General features: G+C 41.3%; 13 protein-coding genes and 1 pseudogene. 12 read left to right on the top strand and 2 right to left on the bottom strand.

What is annotated here, in order from left to right; translation table 11 throughout:
* Window positions 1-156 (bottom strand): annotated as a pseudogene (locus A9239_RS20050) (IS701 family transposase); the annotation flags it as partial.
* Between the two features lie 558 nt (window positions 157-714).
* Here A9239_RS20050 and A9239_RS02415 point away from each other — a divergent pair.
* From A9239_RS02415 to A9239_RS02440, 6 genes are all read left to right on the top strand, one after another.
* Window positions 715-1,779: a 60S ribosomal export protein NMD3 gene (locus A9239_RS02415; RefSeq protein WP_048121429.1), complete on the top strand. Its 1,065-nt coding sequence runs from the start codon at window positions 715-717 to the stop codon at window positions 1,777-1,779.
* Between the two features lie 20 nt (window positions 1,780-1,799).
* Window positions 1,800-2,975 carry an ATP-grasp domain-containing protein gene (locus A9239_RS02420; protein WP_048121431.1) on the top strand — a complete coding sequence of 392 codons (1,176 nt, stop codon included), beginning with the start codon at window positions 1,800-1,802 and terminating at the stop codon, window positions 2,973-2,975.
* Between the two features lie 146 nt (window positions 2,976-3,121).
* A complete protein-coding gene (locus A9239_RS02425; protein WP_048121433.1) occupies window positions 3,122-3,616 on the top strand; it encodes a transcription factor in 495 nt (164 codons plus the stop codon).
* Between the two features lie 10 nt (window positions 3,617-3,626).
* Window positions 3,627-4,139: an HD domain-containing protein gene (locus tag A9239_RS02430; RefSeq protein ID WP_048121435.1), complete on the top strand. Its 513-nt coding sequence runs from the start codon at window positions 3,627-3,629 to the stop codon at window positions 4,137-4,139.
* 257 nt (window positions 4,140-4,396) lie between these two features.
* Entirely contained in the window at window positions 4,397-5,032 is a 636-nt protein-coding gene (gene psmB, locus A9239_RS02435) for an archaeal proteasome endopeptidase complex subunit beta (protein WP_048121437.1), read from the top strand.
* A gap of 108 nt (window positions 5,033-5,140) precedes the next feature.
* Complete coding sequence (locus A9239_RS02440) at window positions 5,141-7,054, top strand: beta-CASP ribonuclease aCPSF1 (RefSeq protein ID WP_048121439.1); 1,914 nt, start codon at window positions 5,141-5,143, stop codon at window positions 7,052-7,054.
* A 45-nt stretch (window positions 7,055-7,099) separates the two neighbouring features.
* Here A9239_RS02440 and A9239_RS02445 read toward each other — a convergent pair whose 3' ends face one another.
* The gene (locus A9239_RS02445; protein ID WP_048121441.1) at window positions 7,100-7,762 is read right to left on the bottom strand and encodes an HAD family phosphatase; all 663 of its coding nucleotides are present in this window, start codon (window positions 7,760-7,762) and stop codon (window positions 7,100-7,102) included.
* A gap of 1,138 nt (window positions 7,763-8,900) precedes the next feature.
* Here A9239_RS02445 and ftsZ point away from each other — a divergent pair.
* The 6 genes from ftsZ to A9239_RS02470 all read left to right on the top strand — a co-directional run bounded on the left by ftsZ (window position 8,901) and on the right by A9239_RS02470 (window position 16,534).
* A complete protein-coding gene (ftsZ, locus tag A9239_RS02450; RefSeq protein WP_048121443.1) occupies window positions 8,901-10,079 on the top strand; it encodes a cell division protein FtsZ in 1,179 nt (392 codons plus the stop codon).
* A 125-nt stretch (window positions 10,080-10,204) separates the two neighbouring features.
* Window positions 10,205-11,686, top strand: coding sequence for a dihydropteroate synthase-like protein (locus A9239_RS02455; RefSeq protein WP_048156191.1), 1,482 nt, complete (start codon window positions 10,205-10,207; stop codon window positions 11,684-11,686).
* A gap of 35 nt (window positions 11,687-11,721) precedes the next feature.
* Entirely contained in the window at window positions 11,722-12,180 is a 459-nt protein-coding gene (locus A9239_RS02460; protein WP_048121446.1) for a hypothetical protein, read from the top strand.
* 544 nt (window positions 12,181-12,724) lie between these two features.
* The gene (locus A9239_RS02465; RefSeq protein ID WP_052712910.1) at window positions 12,725-13,099 is read left to right on the top strand and encodes an AAA family ATPase; all 375 of its coding nucleotides are present in this window, start codon (window positions 12,725-12,727) and stop codon (window positions 13,097-13,099) included.
* A gap of 475 nt (window positions 13,100-13,574) precedes the next feature.
* Window positions 13,575-13,763, top strand: a complete 189-nt coding sequence (locus tag A9239_RS18725) for a hypothetical protein (protein ID WP_141706339.1) — start codon at window positions 13,575-13,577, stop codon at window positions 13,761-13,763.
* 329 nt (window positions 13,764-14,092) lie between these two features.
* Window positions 14,093-16,534 carry a sodium-translocating pyrophosphatase gene (locus A9239_RS02470; RefSeq protein WP_141706340.1) on the top strand — a complete coding sequence of 814 codons (2,442 nt, stop codon included), beginning with the start codon at window positions 14,093-14,095 and terminating at the stop codon, window positions 16,532-16,534.
* The last annotated feature ends 231 nt before the right edge of the window (window positions 16,535-16,765 follow it).

Here is a 16,765-nt window from a genome sequence, read left to right on the forward strand (position 1 = left end):
TTGCCTTTGAAGGCAACGAGTAAAAGCATCATGAGAAGGAGCATTAGCTATGTCTGGATAACATCTAGCAGCTTCAGTACAGCTAAAAACGTTAGAAGCCGCAATGAGAAAATTAATGTAGGCAATGTCGGTACACTTAGGTGGATTTATGTCCATAACTCCGTACGTTTTTAGAGAAACACTAAGCCATAAGTATATTTATAAAGATATCAAGTTTTCGGCATTTTAACTGCGTAAGTCCTATTTTTTTTAAAAATTGTGAAATTATATGTTTAGTGTTTTTTTAGAGAGTTTCGTACTAAAGTAGCTTTGACTTTCAGAAAAACGAGACCTATGAAAATTAATTTTTAGTATTTCTGATACTTTTGAATCCAAGAAATATTTATATAAGACAAGTACAAATTTAATGAACATTTAAAATATAATTAGTAAATAATTTATAAATAAGTTACAAATAAATCATAACTTAGTCGATTAAAAAAGGACATATACTCTTTGCTAATTTTGCACTCAAATAATTGGGGGAGCCTGAATACTAAAAGGAAATTAGCAACTCCAGCTATTTTTAAATAGCATGAGTAAGCTTAACAGGTCAATTGCTTAAATATACTGCAGAAATTTTCCTTCCTGATATTTTCAAAATTATTCTTCCAGGAAGACTATTGTTCAAGAAGATTGTTACTACTCCAAGAAGACTATAAGTAAGGATTACAGATGAATTTTATTACATGCCCTAAATGCGGCAGAGAATGCTACAAGCTCTTTGACTCAGTTTGCAAGGACTGTTTTTTTGAGACTTTCAAACTGATTGAATTGCCCCATGTACTCCATGTAAGGATATGTTCAGCTTGCGGAGCACACTTTCATAGAGGCCGGTGGGAAGATGTTGGTAATATTGAAGATGTAGTGCTAAAGGCCGTAGAAGATACTCTTTTCATCCACAACGAAGCCGGAGATGTGGAAGTCTACCTTGAACCCAGAGAGATTACGCCTTATATGTATATGGTAAGAGCTGAAGTCGATGCAGTGGTCAGGGAAGAGCCTGTGCACGCAGAAGCTGAGACTGAGGTAAGGATTCAGCGAACAGCTTGCGATATGTGCAGCAGGGAGTCAGGAGGATATTTTGAAGCGATTATCCAGATCAGGGCAGCAGGCAGGTTTCCTACAGAAGAAGAGAAAAAACGCTCTATGGCTATCGCCAGAGAAGCCACGGAAAGCATGAGAAAAAAGGGTGACCGACTTGCGTTTATAAGTGAAGAAGTCGAGCAAAAGGGAGGAATAGACCTTTACATGGGTTCCATGAATGCCAGCAGGCAGATATGTAGGCTAATCACCTCAGAACTTGGAGGTAACTTTTCCGAATCTCCTACCCTTGTCGGAATGAAAGATGGGAAGAATCTTTACAGGATTACTTTTGCTGTACGCCTTCCCGAATTCAGACCAGGAGATGTGATAAAGTTCAGAGGAAAGATTATTCAGATAAAGAGTTCCGGAAAAAAGGTTAATGGAACTTCCCTTGAGGACGGCTCAAGATTTATCTCAACCCCTGAAGAGTTAAAAGGAGCAGAGAAAATAGGCAACATAGGAGATACGGTTTTAACAGTGCTGGTCTCAATCGAAGACAACGCAATTCTGGTTCTCGACCCTGAAACGTATGAGACTGTTGCCATAAAGAAACCGATGTCGTTCAATGCAGAAGCAGGAAGTGAAATTCCTGTCCTGAAAACCCCTTATGGGATCTTTGCACTGGCGCATTCTGAGATTCCGCAAGCAAAATAAATAGTCCATAAAGAGGAAACATGCAGAATATCCTTGTAATCGGATTTGATACCCGGAATGTTGTCTGCTCTGCAAGCCGTGCTGGCTATACAGTCTGCTCTATAGATGCTTTCTGTGATCTTGACCTTCGGGAATGCGCCTATGCATCAGCATTTCTCGAGTGCAGAACCATACAGGAATTACACCAGCTCGAAGCTTCCCGGATAAAGGCTCAGATGGCTGAGTTTGGACTTGAGTTTGATGCCCTTGTTCCGGGCTCGGGACTGGAAATGCTTAACCATAATGATTTCCCCTTCCCTGTACTCGCCAGCAGTCCGAATGCCATGCAGAAGGCCTCAGATAAACTTTATCTCTCAAAAAAGCTTGAAGCCCTTGGAATCCCTCATCCACGCTGCTATTCCCCGAAAGAACTGGACGCAATAGAATATCCAGTTATGATTAAGCCAGCTTCAGGTGGAGGAGGAATTTTCAACCGAATTGCCAGGAGCAAACAGGAGCTTTTAGCCATCCTTGAGGAGTTACAAGGACTTAATCCAGAGCTTACAGAAGAGACTATTGTTATTCAGGAGTTTCTGGAAGGAACACCTTCAAGTGTTTCCTTGCTTTCTACAAAGAACGAAGCTCTGTCAGTGGCTGTAAACGAACAGCTTATAGGAATAACCTGGCTTTCGCGGCTACCCTTTGCTTATTGTGGAAATATAACCCCTTTCAGGACAGATCAAGCTGAGGAAATGGAAGCCCTTGCTGAAGAACTGATGCTTGATTTCAAGCTCCTCGGCTCAAACGGAGTGGATTTCCTGACTTCAAAAAAAGGGCCTGTAGTACTTGAAATAAACCCGAGATTCCAGGGAAGTCTTGATACTGTCGAGAAGGCGATGAACATTAACCTTTTTGAAGCCCATGCTGGCTGTTTTAGAGGAGAACTTCCTGAGAAACCCGAAGCTAAAGGTTTTGCTGCACGAGGAGTTATCTACTCGGATCGAGAACTTTTTATAGATCAAAAGCTCATGGAGCTCATTCTAAGGGAAAAAGGCGCTGACATTCCCTTCCAGGGGACTGTTGTAGAGCCTGATGGGCCTCTTACTTCCCTTTTCGCGTGTACCTCTACCAGGGAAAAGGCAATTATATCGCTTGAAAAAGGGGCAAACAGGATAAGAGCTTTTATTGAAAACCAGCTGAAAAGAGAAGATACCTGAGATTTGCCAAGAATATATGAAAATTAAAAGTTAAGAATGTTAAGAATGTTCAATTTTTTATGGCTAAGAAATGTTTCCGGAAAAGGGGAATGTAAATTTTAATACTGGTATGTCCAATTCATACTGGCATTTGCGAGGTGAACATATTGGTTGATTTAAATGACAAGGTAATTAGAGGATACCTCCTGAGCCTTGTAGGGGAAGACGGGCTAAAAATGATTGAAAAAATGCCTGAAGGCGAGGTTACGGATGAAGAAATTGCGGCAAAGACCGATGTTCTTTTGAACACCGTGAGGAGAACGCTCTTCATATTAAACGAAAATAAATTTGCAATATGTCGCAGGGAGAGAGATTCAAACAGTGGGTGGTTGACATACCTATGGCGCCTGGATTTTTCTGACATAGAGCACCAGCTTATGAAGGAAAAGAAAAAATTGCTCCGTAACCTGAAGACTCGCCTTGAGTTTGAGGAGAATAATGTCTTCTATATGTGCCCTCAGGGTTGTGTTCGCCTTCTTTTTGACGAAGCTACAGAAACCGAATTTCTCTGCCCTATGTGTGGAGAAGACCTGGTCTTCTACGACAACTCCCATTTTATTGATGTACTGAGAAAACGTGTAGATGCTCTCAGTTCAGCGTAAGTGATCTACCTTGACTACCCGAGCCGAAGCAATAAAGCTGCTTGAGGAAAACGGATGTGCTCCAAATGTCATAGAACATTGCAAGGAAGTTGCATCACTCGCAGTCGAGATTGCAAATAAAGCAAAAGCATCAGGGCATAACGTAAACCCGGAACTGGTGGAAGTCGGGGCTCTTCTTCACGATTTAGGAAGGTGTAAAACACATAAAATCGCTCATGCAGTAGAAGGGTACAGGTTAGCCAGGATTGAGGGAATCGAGCCAGAGATTTCTGAAATAATAAAAAGGCATATAGGAGCAGGGATCTCAAAAGAAGAGGCACGGAGTTTAGGGCTTCCGGAGGACGATTATTTTCCACGAAGCCTTGAGGAAAAAATCGTTGCTCATGCCGATAACCTTGTTAAGGGAACGAAAAGGATTACTGTAGCTGAGAGAACTGCGCTCATGCGGAAGCAAGAGGTACCTGAAAATGTGATTCAGAGAATAAATAAACTTGCTGAAGAGGTCGAGAGACTTTTTCTTTAAATTTTGGATTTTTCGAGGTATAAGGAGGTTTGAATCTCCTGTAAACGAAAAGAAATGAAATTATTTTGCCAAATCTTCCTTCGAATTTAAATATAGACGCTTTCAATAAAAAAGAGAAGGAAAACTTATATATAGCGATATTAATAATGAGATAATGAAGTGCTAAATCCTGCTATTTAAGTTAAAAATACTTACCTCACTAAAACATTTTTTTTAGCGACATTTTCTCATTTTTAACTTATTATGAGGGTATGTTTATGGATAATGACAAATATTTAAAGGGCACAACTACCGTAGGAGTAGTTTGTACCGATGGTATCGTGCTCGCAAGTGAACAGAGAGCCACAATGGGGAATTTCATCGCAAGTAAAACTGCAAAGAAGGTTTACCAAGTCGACGACCTTGTAGCAATGACTACCGCCGGTTCGGTAGGGGATGCCCAACAGCTTGTGCGGCTCGTAAATGTGGAATCACAGCTCTATAAGATGCGTAGAAACGAGTCGATGACAATAAAAGGTATTGCAACTTTAATGTCAAACTTTTTAAATTCTAACCGTTACTATCCCATGATGGTCCAGCTCCTAATAGGAGGTGTTGACAAAAATGGGCCTGGGATCTACTCACTTGACGCTCTTGGAGGAAGTATTGAAGAGACAAGAATTTCGGCTACAGGCTCCGGTTCTCCCATGGCATATGGGGTACTTGAAGACCAGTATAGAGAAGATATGACTGTAAAAGAAGGCCTTGACCTTGCTATCCGGGCGATCCACAATGCGACTAAAAGAGATTCAGCGTCTGGAGAGAACATTGATGTAGTGGTGATTACTAAGGAGGCGTTCAGAAGGCTGGACCCTGAAGAAGTAAAATCCATAAGAGCTTCATTACCTAAATAACTTAAACTGTTGGTTTTTATTTTAACACTAAACTAACATCTTTTTCACCCTATCGTTTTTCCAATATCTATATACTTTTCCATTTTTTGACAAAAAGGAAGATTCTTGATGCCTATTGAAGATGTGCTATTAGACCTCAAACATAAAATTGAGAAAAATCTACCCGCGGGAGTTACAATCACCGACGTGGAATTTGAAGGGCCTCAGCTTGTGCTATATACCGAAGAGCCCCGCAAATTCGCGGACGACGGGAACATTATTCGCAACCTCGCAAAAGAACTCAGAACGCGGATTGCCATGCGCCCTGATCCCAGGGTACTTGCAACTGCTGAAGACTCTATTTCTATAATCGAAGAAGTTGTTCCAAAAGAATCCGTAATCTCAAGCTATTATTTTGACCCAGATTCCGGAGAAGTAATTATTGAAGCTGAAAAGCCTGGTCTTGTGATAGGAAAGCACGGAGCAACCCTCCGTGAGATCACAAAGCAGATTGGCTGGATTCCAAAGGTTGTGCGGACTCCCCCTATCAAATCCCGTACAGTAAAGAATGTAAGGGAATTTATGAGAAACAACCTCAAGGAAAGAAAAGAGATTCTTAAATCAGTGGGGAGGAAGATTCACAAAGAGTGTACCTCTAAAGATCAGTGGGTAAGGGTTACATCACTTGGGGGCTGCAAAGAAGTGGGGAGGAGTTGTTTCCTGCTCTCGACTCCTGAGTCCCGAATCCTGATCGACTGCGGAGTCAATGTAGGTTCGGACGAAAACATGACTCCTTACCTGTATGTTCCTGAAGTTTTTCCATTAAACCAGATCGATGCCGTGATAGTTACCCACGCTCACCTGGATCATCAGGGGCTTGTTCCTTTGCTTTTCAAATTCGGATATGAAGGGCCTGTCTACTGTACGCCCCCTACACGAGATTTGATGGTGCTGCTCCAGCTTGACTACATCGACGTGGCAGCAAAAGAAGGGAAAAAGATTCCCTATGAGTCAGGCATGGTAGCAAAGACTCTCAAACACACAATTCCCCTGGACTACGAGGAAGTAACGGATATCGCTCCTGATATCAAACTGACTTTCCATAATGCAGGCCATATTCTGGGGTCGGCTATTTCTCATTTCCATATTGGAGACGGGCTCCATAATGTCGTCTTTACGGGAGACTACAAATATGAGAAGACGCGGCTTTTTGATCCTGCTGTCAATAAGTTTCCGAGAGTCGAAACTGTTATCAGTGAAGCTACTTATGGGAATTCCAATGCTTTCCAGCCCTCACTTAAGGACGCCGAAAGGCACCTGCAGATGGTAGTTAAAAACACTGTGGAAAGGGGAGGAATTTGCATCATCCCGGCTTTTGCAGTAGGTCGAAGCCAGGAAGTTATGATAGTGCTTGAAGAGTCTATAAGAAAAGGGCTGATTCCTGAAGTTCCGGTCTATCTGGACGGAATGATCTGGGAAGCAACGGCAATTCATGCTACACATCCTGAGTACCTGAATAATGATCTGAGGAAACTGATCTTCCAGAAAGGCCAGAACCCCTTCCTGTCCGAATGCTTCAAGCCTGTTGATTCCCACGACATGCGCCAGAAGATAATTCAGAACCCTCACCCCTGTGTAATCATCTCGACATCGGGTATGATGAACGGAGGGCCGGTTATGGAGTATTTCAAAGCCTTTTCCGACGAACCACGTAATTCTCTGGTGTTTGTAGGGTACCAGGCCGATGGAACAATCGGACGTAGAATCCAGAAAGGATGGAAAGAAATTCCGATGACAGGAAAAGGCGGAAGTACTGAAACCCTGAAGTTAAACATGGAAGTTCAGGTAGTTGACGGTTTCTCAGGTCACTCCGATAGGAGACAGCTTATGGATTACATCAAGAGGATGCAGCCTCGTCCGGAAAGGGTATTTACTGAGCACGGGGACGAAAAAGCTTGCGTTGACCTGGCAAGTTCAATTTATAAGAAACTGAAAATTGAAACCAGGGCGCTTACAAACCTTGAAACCGTAAGGTTACTGTGACCCCATCCGGGGTCCAATTCTTTTTTGAAGAAGTGACTAAATTTTTTATACCCTGAACCCGTGAGCTGGCTCAAGGCTTAGAAGATGTTGCATTAGCTGTTTGTGATCTCCTACCACAAGGTCTGCCCTATCAAGCTGGGAAGGCTTCAGATATGTGGGAATCCCTATACAGTAGATTTCGGCTTTTTTTGCAGCTTCTACACCCAGAATAGCGTTTTCTATTACTATGCATTCTTCCCGCTGCACATTAAGGAGTTTAACGGCTTTAAGAAAAGGATCAGGGTCGGGCTTTGAATTTTTAACATCGTCTCCTGTAACCACAATATCAAATATGCCGGGGAAAAGCTGGTCAACTATCCCGTGAACAATAAGATGGTCAGAGCCAGAGACTACTGATAGCAGGAAACGCTTTTTAAGGACTTCAAGACACTCTCTCATTCCGTCGAAAGCTTTCAGCTTAAATACTCGTTTGAACTCCTTCCTGTATATTGAAGTGATAGTTTCAAAATCATATGCTTCTGGTTTTTGTCTGGCTTTTCGGATAAGCAAAGGAAGGCCGTTTTTGGGATTTGAACCTTCGATTGCATAAATATCCTGGTCCTGGATTTCCATACCCATTTCAATGAAAGCCTTTTTCCAGGCTGCTGCATGGAAGGGCATGGAGTCCACAAGAACGCCATCCATATCGAAAATTAATGCCTTTAACACAGTTTTGACTCCAGAATTAAAGCTTAGTGATTGGAATTAAAGTTCTAGGAAATAAGGTAACTAAGATTCCTGGAAATTAAAGTAAAAACGATTTTGAAGTCTTAAAGTTTTCCCGGAAAATCTCCGGCAGAACCGTAGTTTTAAATTGCTTCTTATATTTTTCAACTCATGTTATGAGTTAAATGACTTTTCATAACCTTGTCAGGTTTACCACGATTTCAAACAGCTGATTAAAGTTTCAAAACGTTTCTTATGGCTTATAACACATTTTTTATGAATTTACAAAGCTCTAGTGTATTAACATATAGTAGGAATTTAGCATGTTATATTGATTTTTCTTATTGATTTGGTATTTTTTTATGATTTTGTCATGCTATTACATTTTAATTTGCCTCTTTATCTGTACTTTCCAAAACACGAACACTGAATAAATTAATTCGAAGCTTTCTAAGCAAACAAAATTTAGGAAAAAATCTGAAGATCATAAATATAGAAATGTTTATATTTATTTAGAAAACATTATATTAAAAAGTTAAGCAAGAGCCTCTAAATTCCAGGACGATACCGAAACAGTTTTTAAGAGGGGAATTCTACTTAAAAGTAATAATATAAACAGTCTGATTTAATTTCAAGATCATAGTAGAAAGTTTTATCAAGGAAGTTTTATCAAAAACGAATATCATGACTACAGTGTTAGCCCCTGAAGTCAAGCATGGCATCAAAATAATAAAGAAAAGAAAATATGAAAATTGCCCTGACTTGGATAATCAGGAAAGCTTTGCTGAGGAAAATGGAACTTTCGGAAAAAAAAATTGTTTATATATATAAACATTTTGGCAGTTCCTCACCCTTCATCTTTGAGATTAAATGTTAAAGGAAAGTAAAAGAGTGGATATATTAGAGTTATGGGTGACATATTTAAACTTGATAAACAATTTAAGAGTATTATTTAAAAAGTCCGAAACATTTAAGTTCGGCAGAGTGCCAACTTATTAAAGATAACGGATGAAAATCTTTGATAGGTTCTGAAGGTTATCGCATAACTCCACTCAGAGTATTAAAAGATATGTGACCCCCGATGTAAAGGGTGGGGAGTCAAATGTAACAATCAAACACAAATCCAGTCGAGGGGATAGAATTGCAGTCAATAGTACAGGAAGCAATGAAATTCAGTGAAAAAGAGAAAGAATATCGGAAGAATTCTTCCTCTGATGACGACTTTGAAGATTTTGGGCAACCGCGAATCATGATTGTTGGATGCGGAGGCGCCGGAAACAACACTGTAAACCGTCTATATAATATGGGAATCGAAGGTGCGGAAACAGTCTGTATTAATACCGATAAACAGCACCTTGACAATGTCAGAGCTGACAAGAAGATCCTAGTGGGAAAAACTCTCACGCGTGGGCTGGGAGCAGGCGGTTACCCCGAGACAGGAAAGAAAGCTGCAGAACTTGCAAGGGGCACACTTGAAGAAGTGTTAAAGGATGTTGACCTGGTCTTCATCACTGCAGGGTTAGGTGGAGGTACCGGAACAGGAGTTGCACCTGTAGTTGCCGAAGTAGCAAAAGAGCAGGGAGCAATCGTTGTAGGAATGGTCTCCAGCCCCTTCAGAGTTGAAAGAGCTAGGATATACAAAGCGGAAGAAGGCCTTGAAGATCTGCGCAGGGCAGCTGATACCGTAATTGTCCTTGATAATAACAGGCTGCTTAATTACGTGCCAAACCTCCCTATAGATCAGGCTTTTTCTGTAATGGACCAGCTAATTGCCGAGACCGTAAAGGGGATTACAGAGACTATCACAGTGCCATCCCTAATAAACCTTGACTACGCCGATATAAGAACTATCATGAGCTGTGGTGGGGTTGCAGTTATGCTTGTAGGTGAGTCTAAAAGCCAGGACAAGAGCACTGAAGTGGTACGGGCTGCCCTAAATCACCCCCTACTTGATGTTGACTACAAGGGCGCAACCGGAAGCCTTGTCCATGTAACTGGTGGGCCTGACCTGAGCCTTAAGGAAGCTGAGGAGGTCGCATCCATGCTTACTTATGAACTATCTCCAAGTGCAAATGTCATATGGGGCGCAAGGATCAGGGAGGACTATGAAGGTAAGGTCAGAGTAATGGCCATCATGACAGGTGTGCAGTCTGCCCAGATCCTGGGCCCTCAGGCAGAATCAGGAATTCTGGAGACCAGAGCCGAAGCTGACTCTATGAAGGAAAGAAGATTCGGAAGAATGACAGCAGACCGATTAAGAAATTCCCCAGGGTCTTTTAGAAAGAAGCATGATGAGTCAATCATTGATTTTATAAATTAAATTAGGCTCAGGTAAAAGCCCGGATTATCAAAGCTGAAAGCTTAGGGCTTTTCATCCCCTTTATATTTTTTGCCGATGCGTTTCAAACAGATACTCTTTTTTATTAGCGCTTCTATCTAAAAAACATGAAAATTTTGATTGCAACAGGGCGGCTTGCGGAAAATACCGTCAGGAAAGCAATCGGGGAAAAAGCCGAGATCCTCGTAGCCGATATTGATATTGCTGCCTTTATCACCCCTCGAAAACTGATTAAAACGTTTCAGGAAGCTGAACTTTTAAAAGTTTATGACCTTATTCTGCTTCCAGGACTTGTAGCAGGAGATTTTTCAAAAGCTTCTGAAGAATTGGGGTGTAAAATCCGGCTTGGACCAAAGCACGCCTATGACCTTGGCTTTGTACTTTCTTTTGCCGGAAAAATCGAGTTTTCCGAAAAAGTTCCGGCCTGCGAACTCCTTGCTGATGTTCGAAAAGAGATGGCTCTCGAGTTAATAAAGAAAAAGGAAGAAGAAGCCTCCTCCCCCTTGACACTCAGAGGTGTAAAACTCGGAGGAAGGGCTCGCATGAAAGTTATGGGAGAAATTGTAGGGGCCCTGGAGATGGATGCTCTTACACTCCAGACAAAAATCGAAGCTTTTATCGCCCGTGGAGCAGATATAATCGACCTTGGGGCTACCCTTAATACCCTGCCAGAGCAGGCTAAAAGAGCCGTATCCCTTGCAAAAACCATTACAGAGACTCCAGTAAGCATAGATACCCTTGACCCTGAACTGATAAAAGAAGGAGTAGAAGCAGGAGTAGACCTTGTACTGAGTCTCAACAGCACGAATCTTGAGACTGCAGGTCCGATCGTTGCCAGGGCAGGAATTGCAGCTGTTATAATTCCGGATGAGGAAAGAAGTCTGGAAAGCCTTATCAGGAACGTTGAAGCTGCCCGCAGGCTTGGAATTGAAAAAATTATAGCCGATCCCGTGCTTGACCCGGTGGGCCACAATATAACTGAATCCATCGTACGCTTTCATGAATTTCATAGGATGTACCCTGAGGTTCCCGTGTTCTTCGGAGTTGGCAATGTCACCGAGCTTATGGATGTGGATACCATAGGAGTCAATGCTACACTCTGCGGAATAGGATCAGATGTCGGAGCAAGCATCCTTTTTACCCCTGAATTCAGTGACAAGGCGCAGGGTTCAATTATAGAATTGAAAAGGGCTTCCGAGATGATGTTGCTTTCCGGTATAAGAGAAAGCTCACCAAAAGACCTCGGACTTGATCTCCTCTGCATTAAAGAAAAACGCAGGCGTCCAGATTTTCCTCTCCCTGAAAATGCGACTCAAGCCAGACTTTCGAAAGGTTGGCGTGTAGATCCTGCAGGCCCTATCCGTATTCGTACAGTACCGGACAGAATAAATGGAAATGGAGGATTGATTGTAGCCGAACACGAGAAAGCTTCAGTTGTGGGGAAAAATGCCAGGGAAGTTATGGACACGCTGCTTGAACGGAAATTGGTCTCCCGCCTGGACCATGCCGCATATCTGGGAAGAGAACTGGAGAAAGCCGAACTTTCCCTGAAGTTTAATAGAAGTTATGCCCAGGACGATGTGTTCTGAGTGCAAAAACACAGACAAAACAAAGAAGTGAAAAAATGAGACTCGAAGATGAAGATAAACAGGTAATTTTTGAGATAGTGGCATCCCGCTATTTCACAACACAGAGCTGGAAATGGGTAAACTTGAGGACGGATATTAACAAAATTTTCAAAGCATTTGATGAGCTGAATGAACAGTATGCTTCCTACTCTTACGTAAGCAGGGACTGGTATGTGGAAAATATGGGGTCCAAGTATATTCACATGTGCAGCACCTGGGAAGAACTTAAAAATCTTGTTGCGTTCCTGAACACCCACGGAAGTGCCTTTAATTTCCTTGTAAACACGGGAAATCGGAAATCTTTCTGCATTGTAAGCGATACAAGGGAGCTAAGTGAAGCTCAGGCAAATGCAATTAAAGAAGTTCAAAAACTCGGGTACAATACGTTTATATTCCTGGCCACAGTCCCGGATGAGATCGAATTCCAGCTACTGCAGGTAAGGGGAGTTAACTGAGATTTCCAGACCTGTTTAACTTTGGACTGTCTATTTTCTGGTTTGACCGGAAAAATATAGATAGTAATTTTTGTCCTTTTAACTCTCTCATCCCACATTCCGCAAAGATACACAGATGTAGAATTTATTCACCTAATTGCCCAAAATGATCAATTAAAGGACGGAATAATTTTTAATTTATTGCTAATCTATTGCTGTATTGAGACAATCGATGATATTTTTGTGTACAGCTGCGGAAAGTAGGTACCATATTTCCTATTTTTAATTTTCAAGGTCCAGCACTTGCCTGATTATTCCAAATACTATGTTTAGAAAAGCAAGGTTGAGTTTTGGAACTAGTTTTAAAAGTAACATTTTTATTTTTACTCAACATGCCGTTTGAAAAGGGACATAACACAACGTTTTCCTTTAGGCGTATAAAAGAATGGTGATTAAAAAATAATACAAGTTTCGAGTCGTGGAAAAGATATAAATAGTATAAGATAATACAACGGTTACCGGCTTCCTAAATTTAAAATATAGTAAATAAAACCAAGGTAAAAAGATGAGACAGACAACAATATATAGAAAAAGTAGAATTGGAAAATCTACTACCACGCAAAATATGGTTGCGGTCCTTTCTACCATGGGCAACAAAATCTTGCTTGTAGGATGTGACCCGAAAGCAGATTCCACCAGAGAGATGCCTGGTGACCTGAACCAGATCGCACTTGATACTCTGAAAAGTGAAGGAGATGAAGGAGTTCACCTTGAGACTGCTGTGCAACCGGACTTTAGCAACATAGAATGTGTGGAATCCAGAGAGCCTGAACCAGGTGTAGGATGCGCAGGCCGAGGAATTATCACTTCAACCGGGCTGATCGACAAGGATCAGTTTAACGACATGGTAAAGAATTCTGTTTTCTTTAGTTCTTCCTAGGAACCCGGAAACTTATTACCTTATTGGTGTGGTATATAAATATTTAAAAAATACAATTTACAAATAGAACTGCTTTTTTTTGTCAGAAATTTGTCGATATCTTTATATATATAGGAACTTAACTGAAAAAACATAGATCGGAACTTAACTGAAAAAACGTAGGATGAACCTGTTAAACTGTAGAATTCACAGGGCTTATCTCCCAGCAAACTCTTATTGTCGCAGTTCCATTTCTTTAGATTGTCCAAACAACATGCTATACATTTGTGTCTTGTTTGGATTTCAGATTGGAAATATATACCATCAGGAAAAAGAGAAAATTATTATAAAAATAATTTAGAAATTCTCGCTCGGAAAAAGGGCAAAAAGACTTATATAAAAAAGCAACTGATTACGCTTTTGTCAAAATCAGGCTTTAACAATTCAAAATTCAATTTGCATTAATTTATTATCAGAAAATTGCGAGCCGGATTAAATGATAGATTCAGGACTCATGAACATTTATAAGTTAGTATTAGAGCTGACTTTGCTGATCATGACTACCTATCACTACTATAATTCCTATGATGTGCATAAGCATACTCTTTGCGACGAGGAGTACGTCACGAATTGCCATGTACTGCCCTTTCCATTTGAGGTAATTCCATATGAAGCGCATCAGTAATAATGCAGATCAAATAATAGACTTAAGACTTATTTTTGAAGTTCTTGTTATGAGGTAAATCGTAATAGTGTAGACATACACACTCTGACTCATAATACAAGAATCAAAAAAGCCTGAAAATCTAGTTTAAGTTATCTGCCAGTATAGAAATAATACTTTGGATTTTAGGTTTGCTGGGGAATGGCAATTATATAGGTTTAACACCTTTAAAAGGTCTTAACTCCCCACAAACTGCACAAAACCATAAAGATAATTGCTTACACTTTCGTTGAAATTAATCTTTAACCAATTTATCTGTCAAAAATGTGATGAGAGAAGTGATCGGCTAAATGGAGATTATAACCAAAAATAAGGTGGTCAAGGCAACATTAGAAAGCCTTCTTAGCCTGGCCGTAATGTCGCTAACACCGGCAATAGCAGCTGCCAGTGAGGCGAATCTTAAAATTCCGAATTTAAGCCAAGAGCAAAACCATTTGCTGCTCTTGGGCATCGTAGTCTGTATATTAGGTATGCTGTTTGGCCTTTACCAGTTTATGAAGGTGAAAAAAATCAGGGCTCATCAGTCCATGCTGGATGTGGCCGACACAATCTACGAGACCTGTAAAACTTATCTTATCCAGCAGGGCAAACTGCTGTGCATATTATTTGTTTTCATCGGCTTATGTATAGCCTTTTACTTTGGCTTCCTTCAGAAAATGCCTCTGAGCGGAGTAATGCTTATCATGGCCTGGACCATTTTAGGGATACTGGGCTCTTACACGGTTGCCTGGTACGGAATTCGTATGAATACCCTGGCCAACAGCAGAACCGCATTCGTTTCCCTGGAAAAAAAGCCCCTGAAACTATTAAACATCGCTCTCGATGCTGGGATGAGCATAGGCGTGCTTCTGGTCTGCGTTGAGCTAATAATGATGTTAATTATACTGCTGTTTGTTCCAAGGGACCTGGCTGGAGCAAGCTTTATAGGCTTTGCAATCGGTGAGTCTCTAGGGGCCAGCGCCTTACGTATTGCAGGTGGAATATTCACCAAGATCGCCGATATCGGCTCCGACCTGATGAAAATAGTTTTTGGGATAAAGGAGGATGATCCGCGTAATCCCGGTGTTATTGCCGACTGTACTGGAGATAATGCAGGCGATAGCGTAGGGCCAACCGCAGATGGATTCGAAACTTATGGTGTAACCGGAGTTGCCCTTGTTTCCTTCATAGTTCTGGCTGTACAGCCTGACCTGACTGGCATCCTGCTTACCTGGATTTTTGTCATGCGTATACTCATGATTATTACATCTGTAGCCTCTTTTTACATCAATAAAACACTTAGCCAGGCAAGATTCAGTAGCAAAGACGATTTTGATTTTGAACAACCTCTGACCAGTCTAATATGGATTACCTCTATTTTTTCTATAATTGGAACCTTTGCTGTAAGCTATTACATCCTGGGACCTAAATCCGGAGTGCCTGCCGAGTTGGAGAATCTCTGGCTTGTACTCTCAATAATAATAAGCTGCGGTACCCTGGGAGCGGCTTTAATTCCCGAATTTACAAAAGTCTTTACCAGTCCAAATTCCAAGCACGTAGCTGAAGTTGTCAAAGCTTCCCGAGAAGGTGGCCCGTCTCTTAACATTCTTTCCGGACTGGTTGCAGGTAACTTCAGTTCATTCTGGATCGGTATGGTCTTCTTCTTGCTAATGTTCGTTGCCTACTATGCCAGCGGATATGGCTTGAGTGAGATAATGATTTATCCGTCCATATTCGCATTCGGACTAGTGGCTTTCGGGATGCTGGGCATGGGCCCCGTTACCATAGCAGTTGACAGTTACGGACCTGTAACTGATAACGCTCAATCTATTTACGAGCTGTCGCTTATAGAAACCATACCTAAAGTAAAAGAACAGATCCAGAAAGAATTCAATTTCAAACCGGATTTCGATACAGCCAAACATTATCTTGAAGCAAATGATGGGGCAGGAAATACCTTTAAGGCCACAGCCAAACCGGTTTTAATAGGTACAGCTGTGGTTGGTGCTACAACGATGATTTTCTCCTTGATTCTTGTTATTAGAGATGTTCTCGGGGTACAACCTGAAGAAATCCTGACCCTGCTTAATCCCTATACCATCTTTGGATTATTAGCAGGCGGCTGTGTAATTTACTGGTTTACGGGAGCATCAATTCAGTCCGTAACTACCGGAGCCTACCGGGCAGTTGAATATATCAAGGGAAATATTCAGCTTGATGAAAACGCCAGCCAGAAGGCATCCACGGAAAAGTCAAAAGAAGTAGTAAAGATCTGTACCCAATATGCGCAGCAGGGTATGTTCAATATTTTTATTACCATATTTTCCTTTACTCTGGCATTTTCCTGTCTATCGGCTCCAATATCCAGAAATGATTCGGTGGCGCTTTTTATCTCCTATCTGATTTCCATTGCGGTATTCGGACTGTTCCAGGCTGTGTTTATGGCAAATGCCGGTGGGTGCTGGGATAATTCTAAAAAAGTTGTGGAAGTTGACCTTCAGGAGAAAGGTACCGATTTACATGAAGCCACTGTGGTAGGCGACACTGTAGGCGATCCTTTTAAAGACACTTCATCAGTCGCCCTCAATCCAATCATCAAGTTTACCACGCTGTTTGGCCTGTTGGCCATGGAAATAGCGATTTCGGAGTCCTTCCGAAACGTGGCTCCCTATGCAGGTGGCTTATTCCTGTTGATTGGTCTGTACTTTGTCTGGCGTTCATTCTATAAAATGAGAATCCCGACAAAAGAGTAACAAAGTAGCTATTAGCTGCTAATCAAAATGTGAGATCAAGCCTTACAACATTAGATGTTGTGAGGCTTCTCCTGAACAGTGATTTCACGAAGCAGCAAATCTTATTTTCAAACTTTTTTAAGTATGAAGAAGTTTCATTTTTGAGAAGATACTTATTTGGTAATCCTAGGCACCCATTGGTTTAATTTTGAAAGTGTGTTCATATTAATCATAAAAATGTATTATATTAAT

The sequence above is a fragment of the Methanosarcina sp. A14 genome (genome assembly GCF_001729375.1).
Classification (GTDB): Archaea; Halobacteriota; Methanosarcinia; order Methanosarcinales; family Methanosarcinaceae; genus Methanosarcina; species Methanosarcina barkeri.

Excerpts from the sequence above, each read along its gene's own strand:
- A9239_RS02415 (WP_048121429.1), top strand. The coding sequence starts at position 715 with ATGAATTTTATTACATGCCCTAAATGCGGCAGAGAATGCTACAAGCTC.
- A9239_RS02420 (WP_048121431.1), top strand. The coding sequence starts at position 1,800 with ATGCAGAATATCCTTGTAATCGGATTTGATACCCGGAATGTTGTCTGC.
- psmB (WP_048121437.1), top strand. The coding sequence starts at position 4,397 with ATGGATAATGACAAATATTTAAAGGGCACAACTACCGTAGGAGTAGTT.
- A9239_RS02440 (WP_048121439.1), top strand. The coding sequence starts at position 5,141 with ATGCCTATTGAAGATGTGCTATTAGACCTCAAACATAAAATTGAGAAA.
- A9239_RS02455 (WP_048156191.1), top strand. The coding sequence starts at position 10,205 with ATGAAAATTTTGATTGCAACAGGGCGGCTTGCGGAAAATACCGTCAGG.
- A9239_RS02460 (WP_048121446.1), top strand. The coding sequence starts at position 11,722 with ATGAGACTCGAAGATGAAGATAAACAGGTAATTTTTGAGATAGTGGCA.
- A9239_RS02465 (WP_052712910.1), top strand. The coding sequence starts at position 12,725 with ATGAGACAGACAACAATATATAGAAAAAGTAGAATTGGAAAATCTACT.
- A9239_RS18725 (WP_141706339.1), top strand. The coding sequence starts at position 13,575 with ATGATAGATTCAGGACTCATGAACATTTATAAGTTAGTATTAGAGCTG.
- A9239_RS02470 (WP_141706340.1), top strand. The coding sequence starts at position 14,093 with ATGGAGATTATAACCAAAAATAAGGTGGTCAAGGCAACATTAGAAAGC.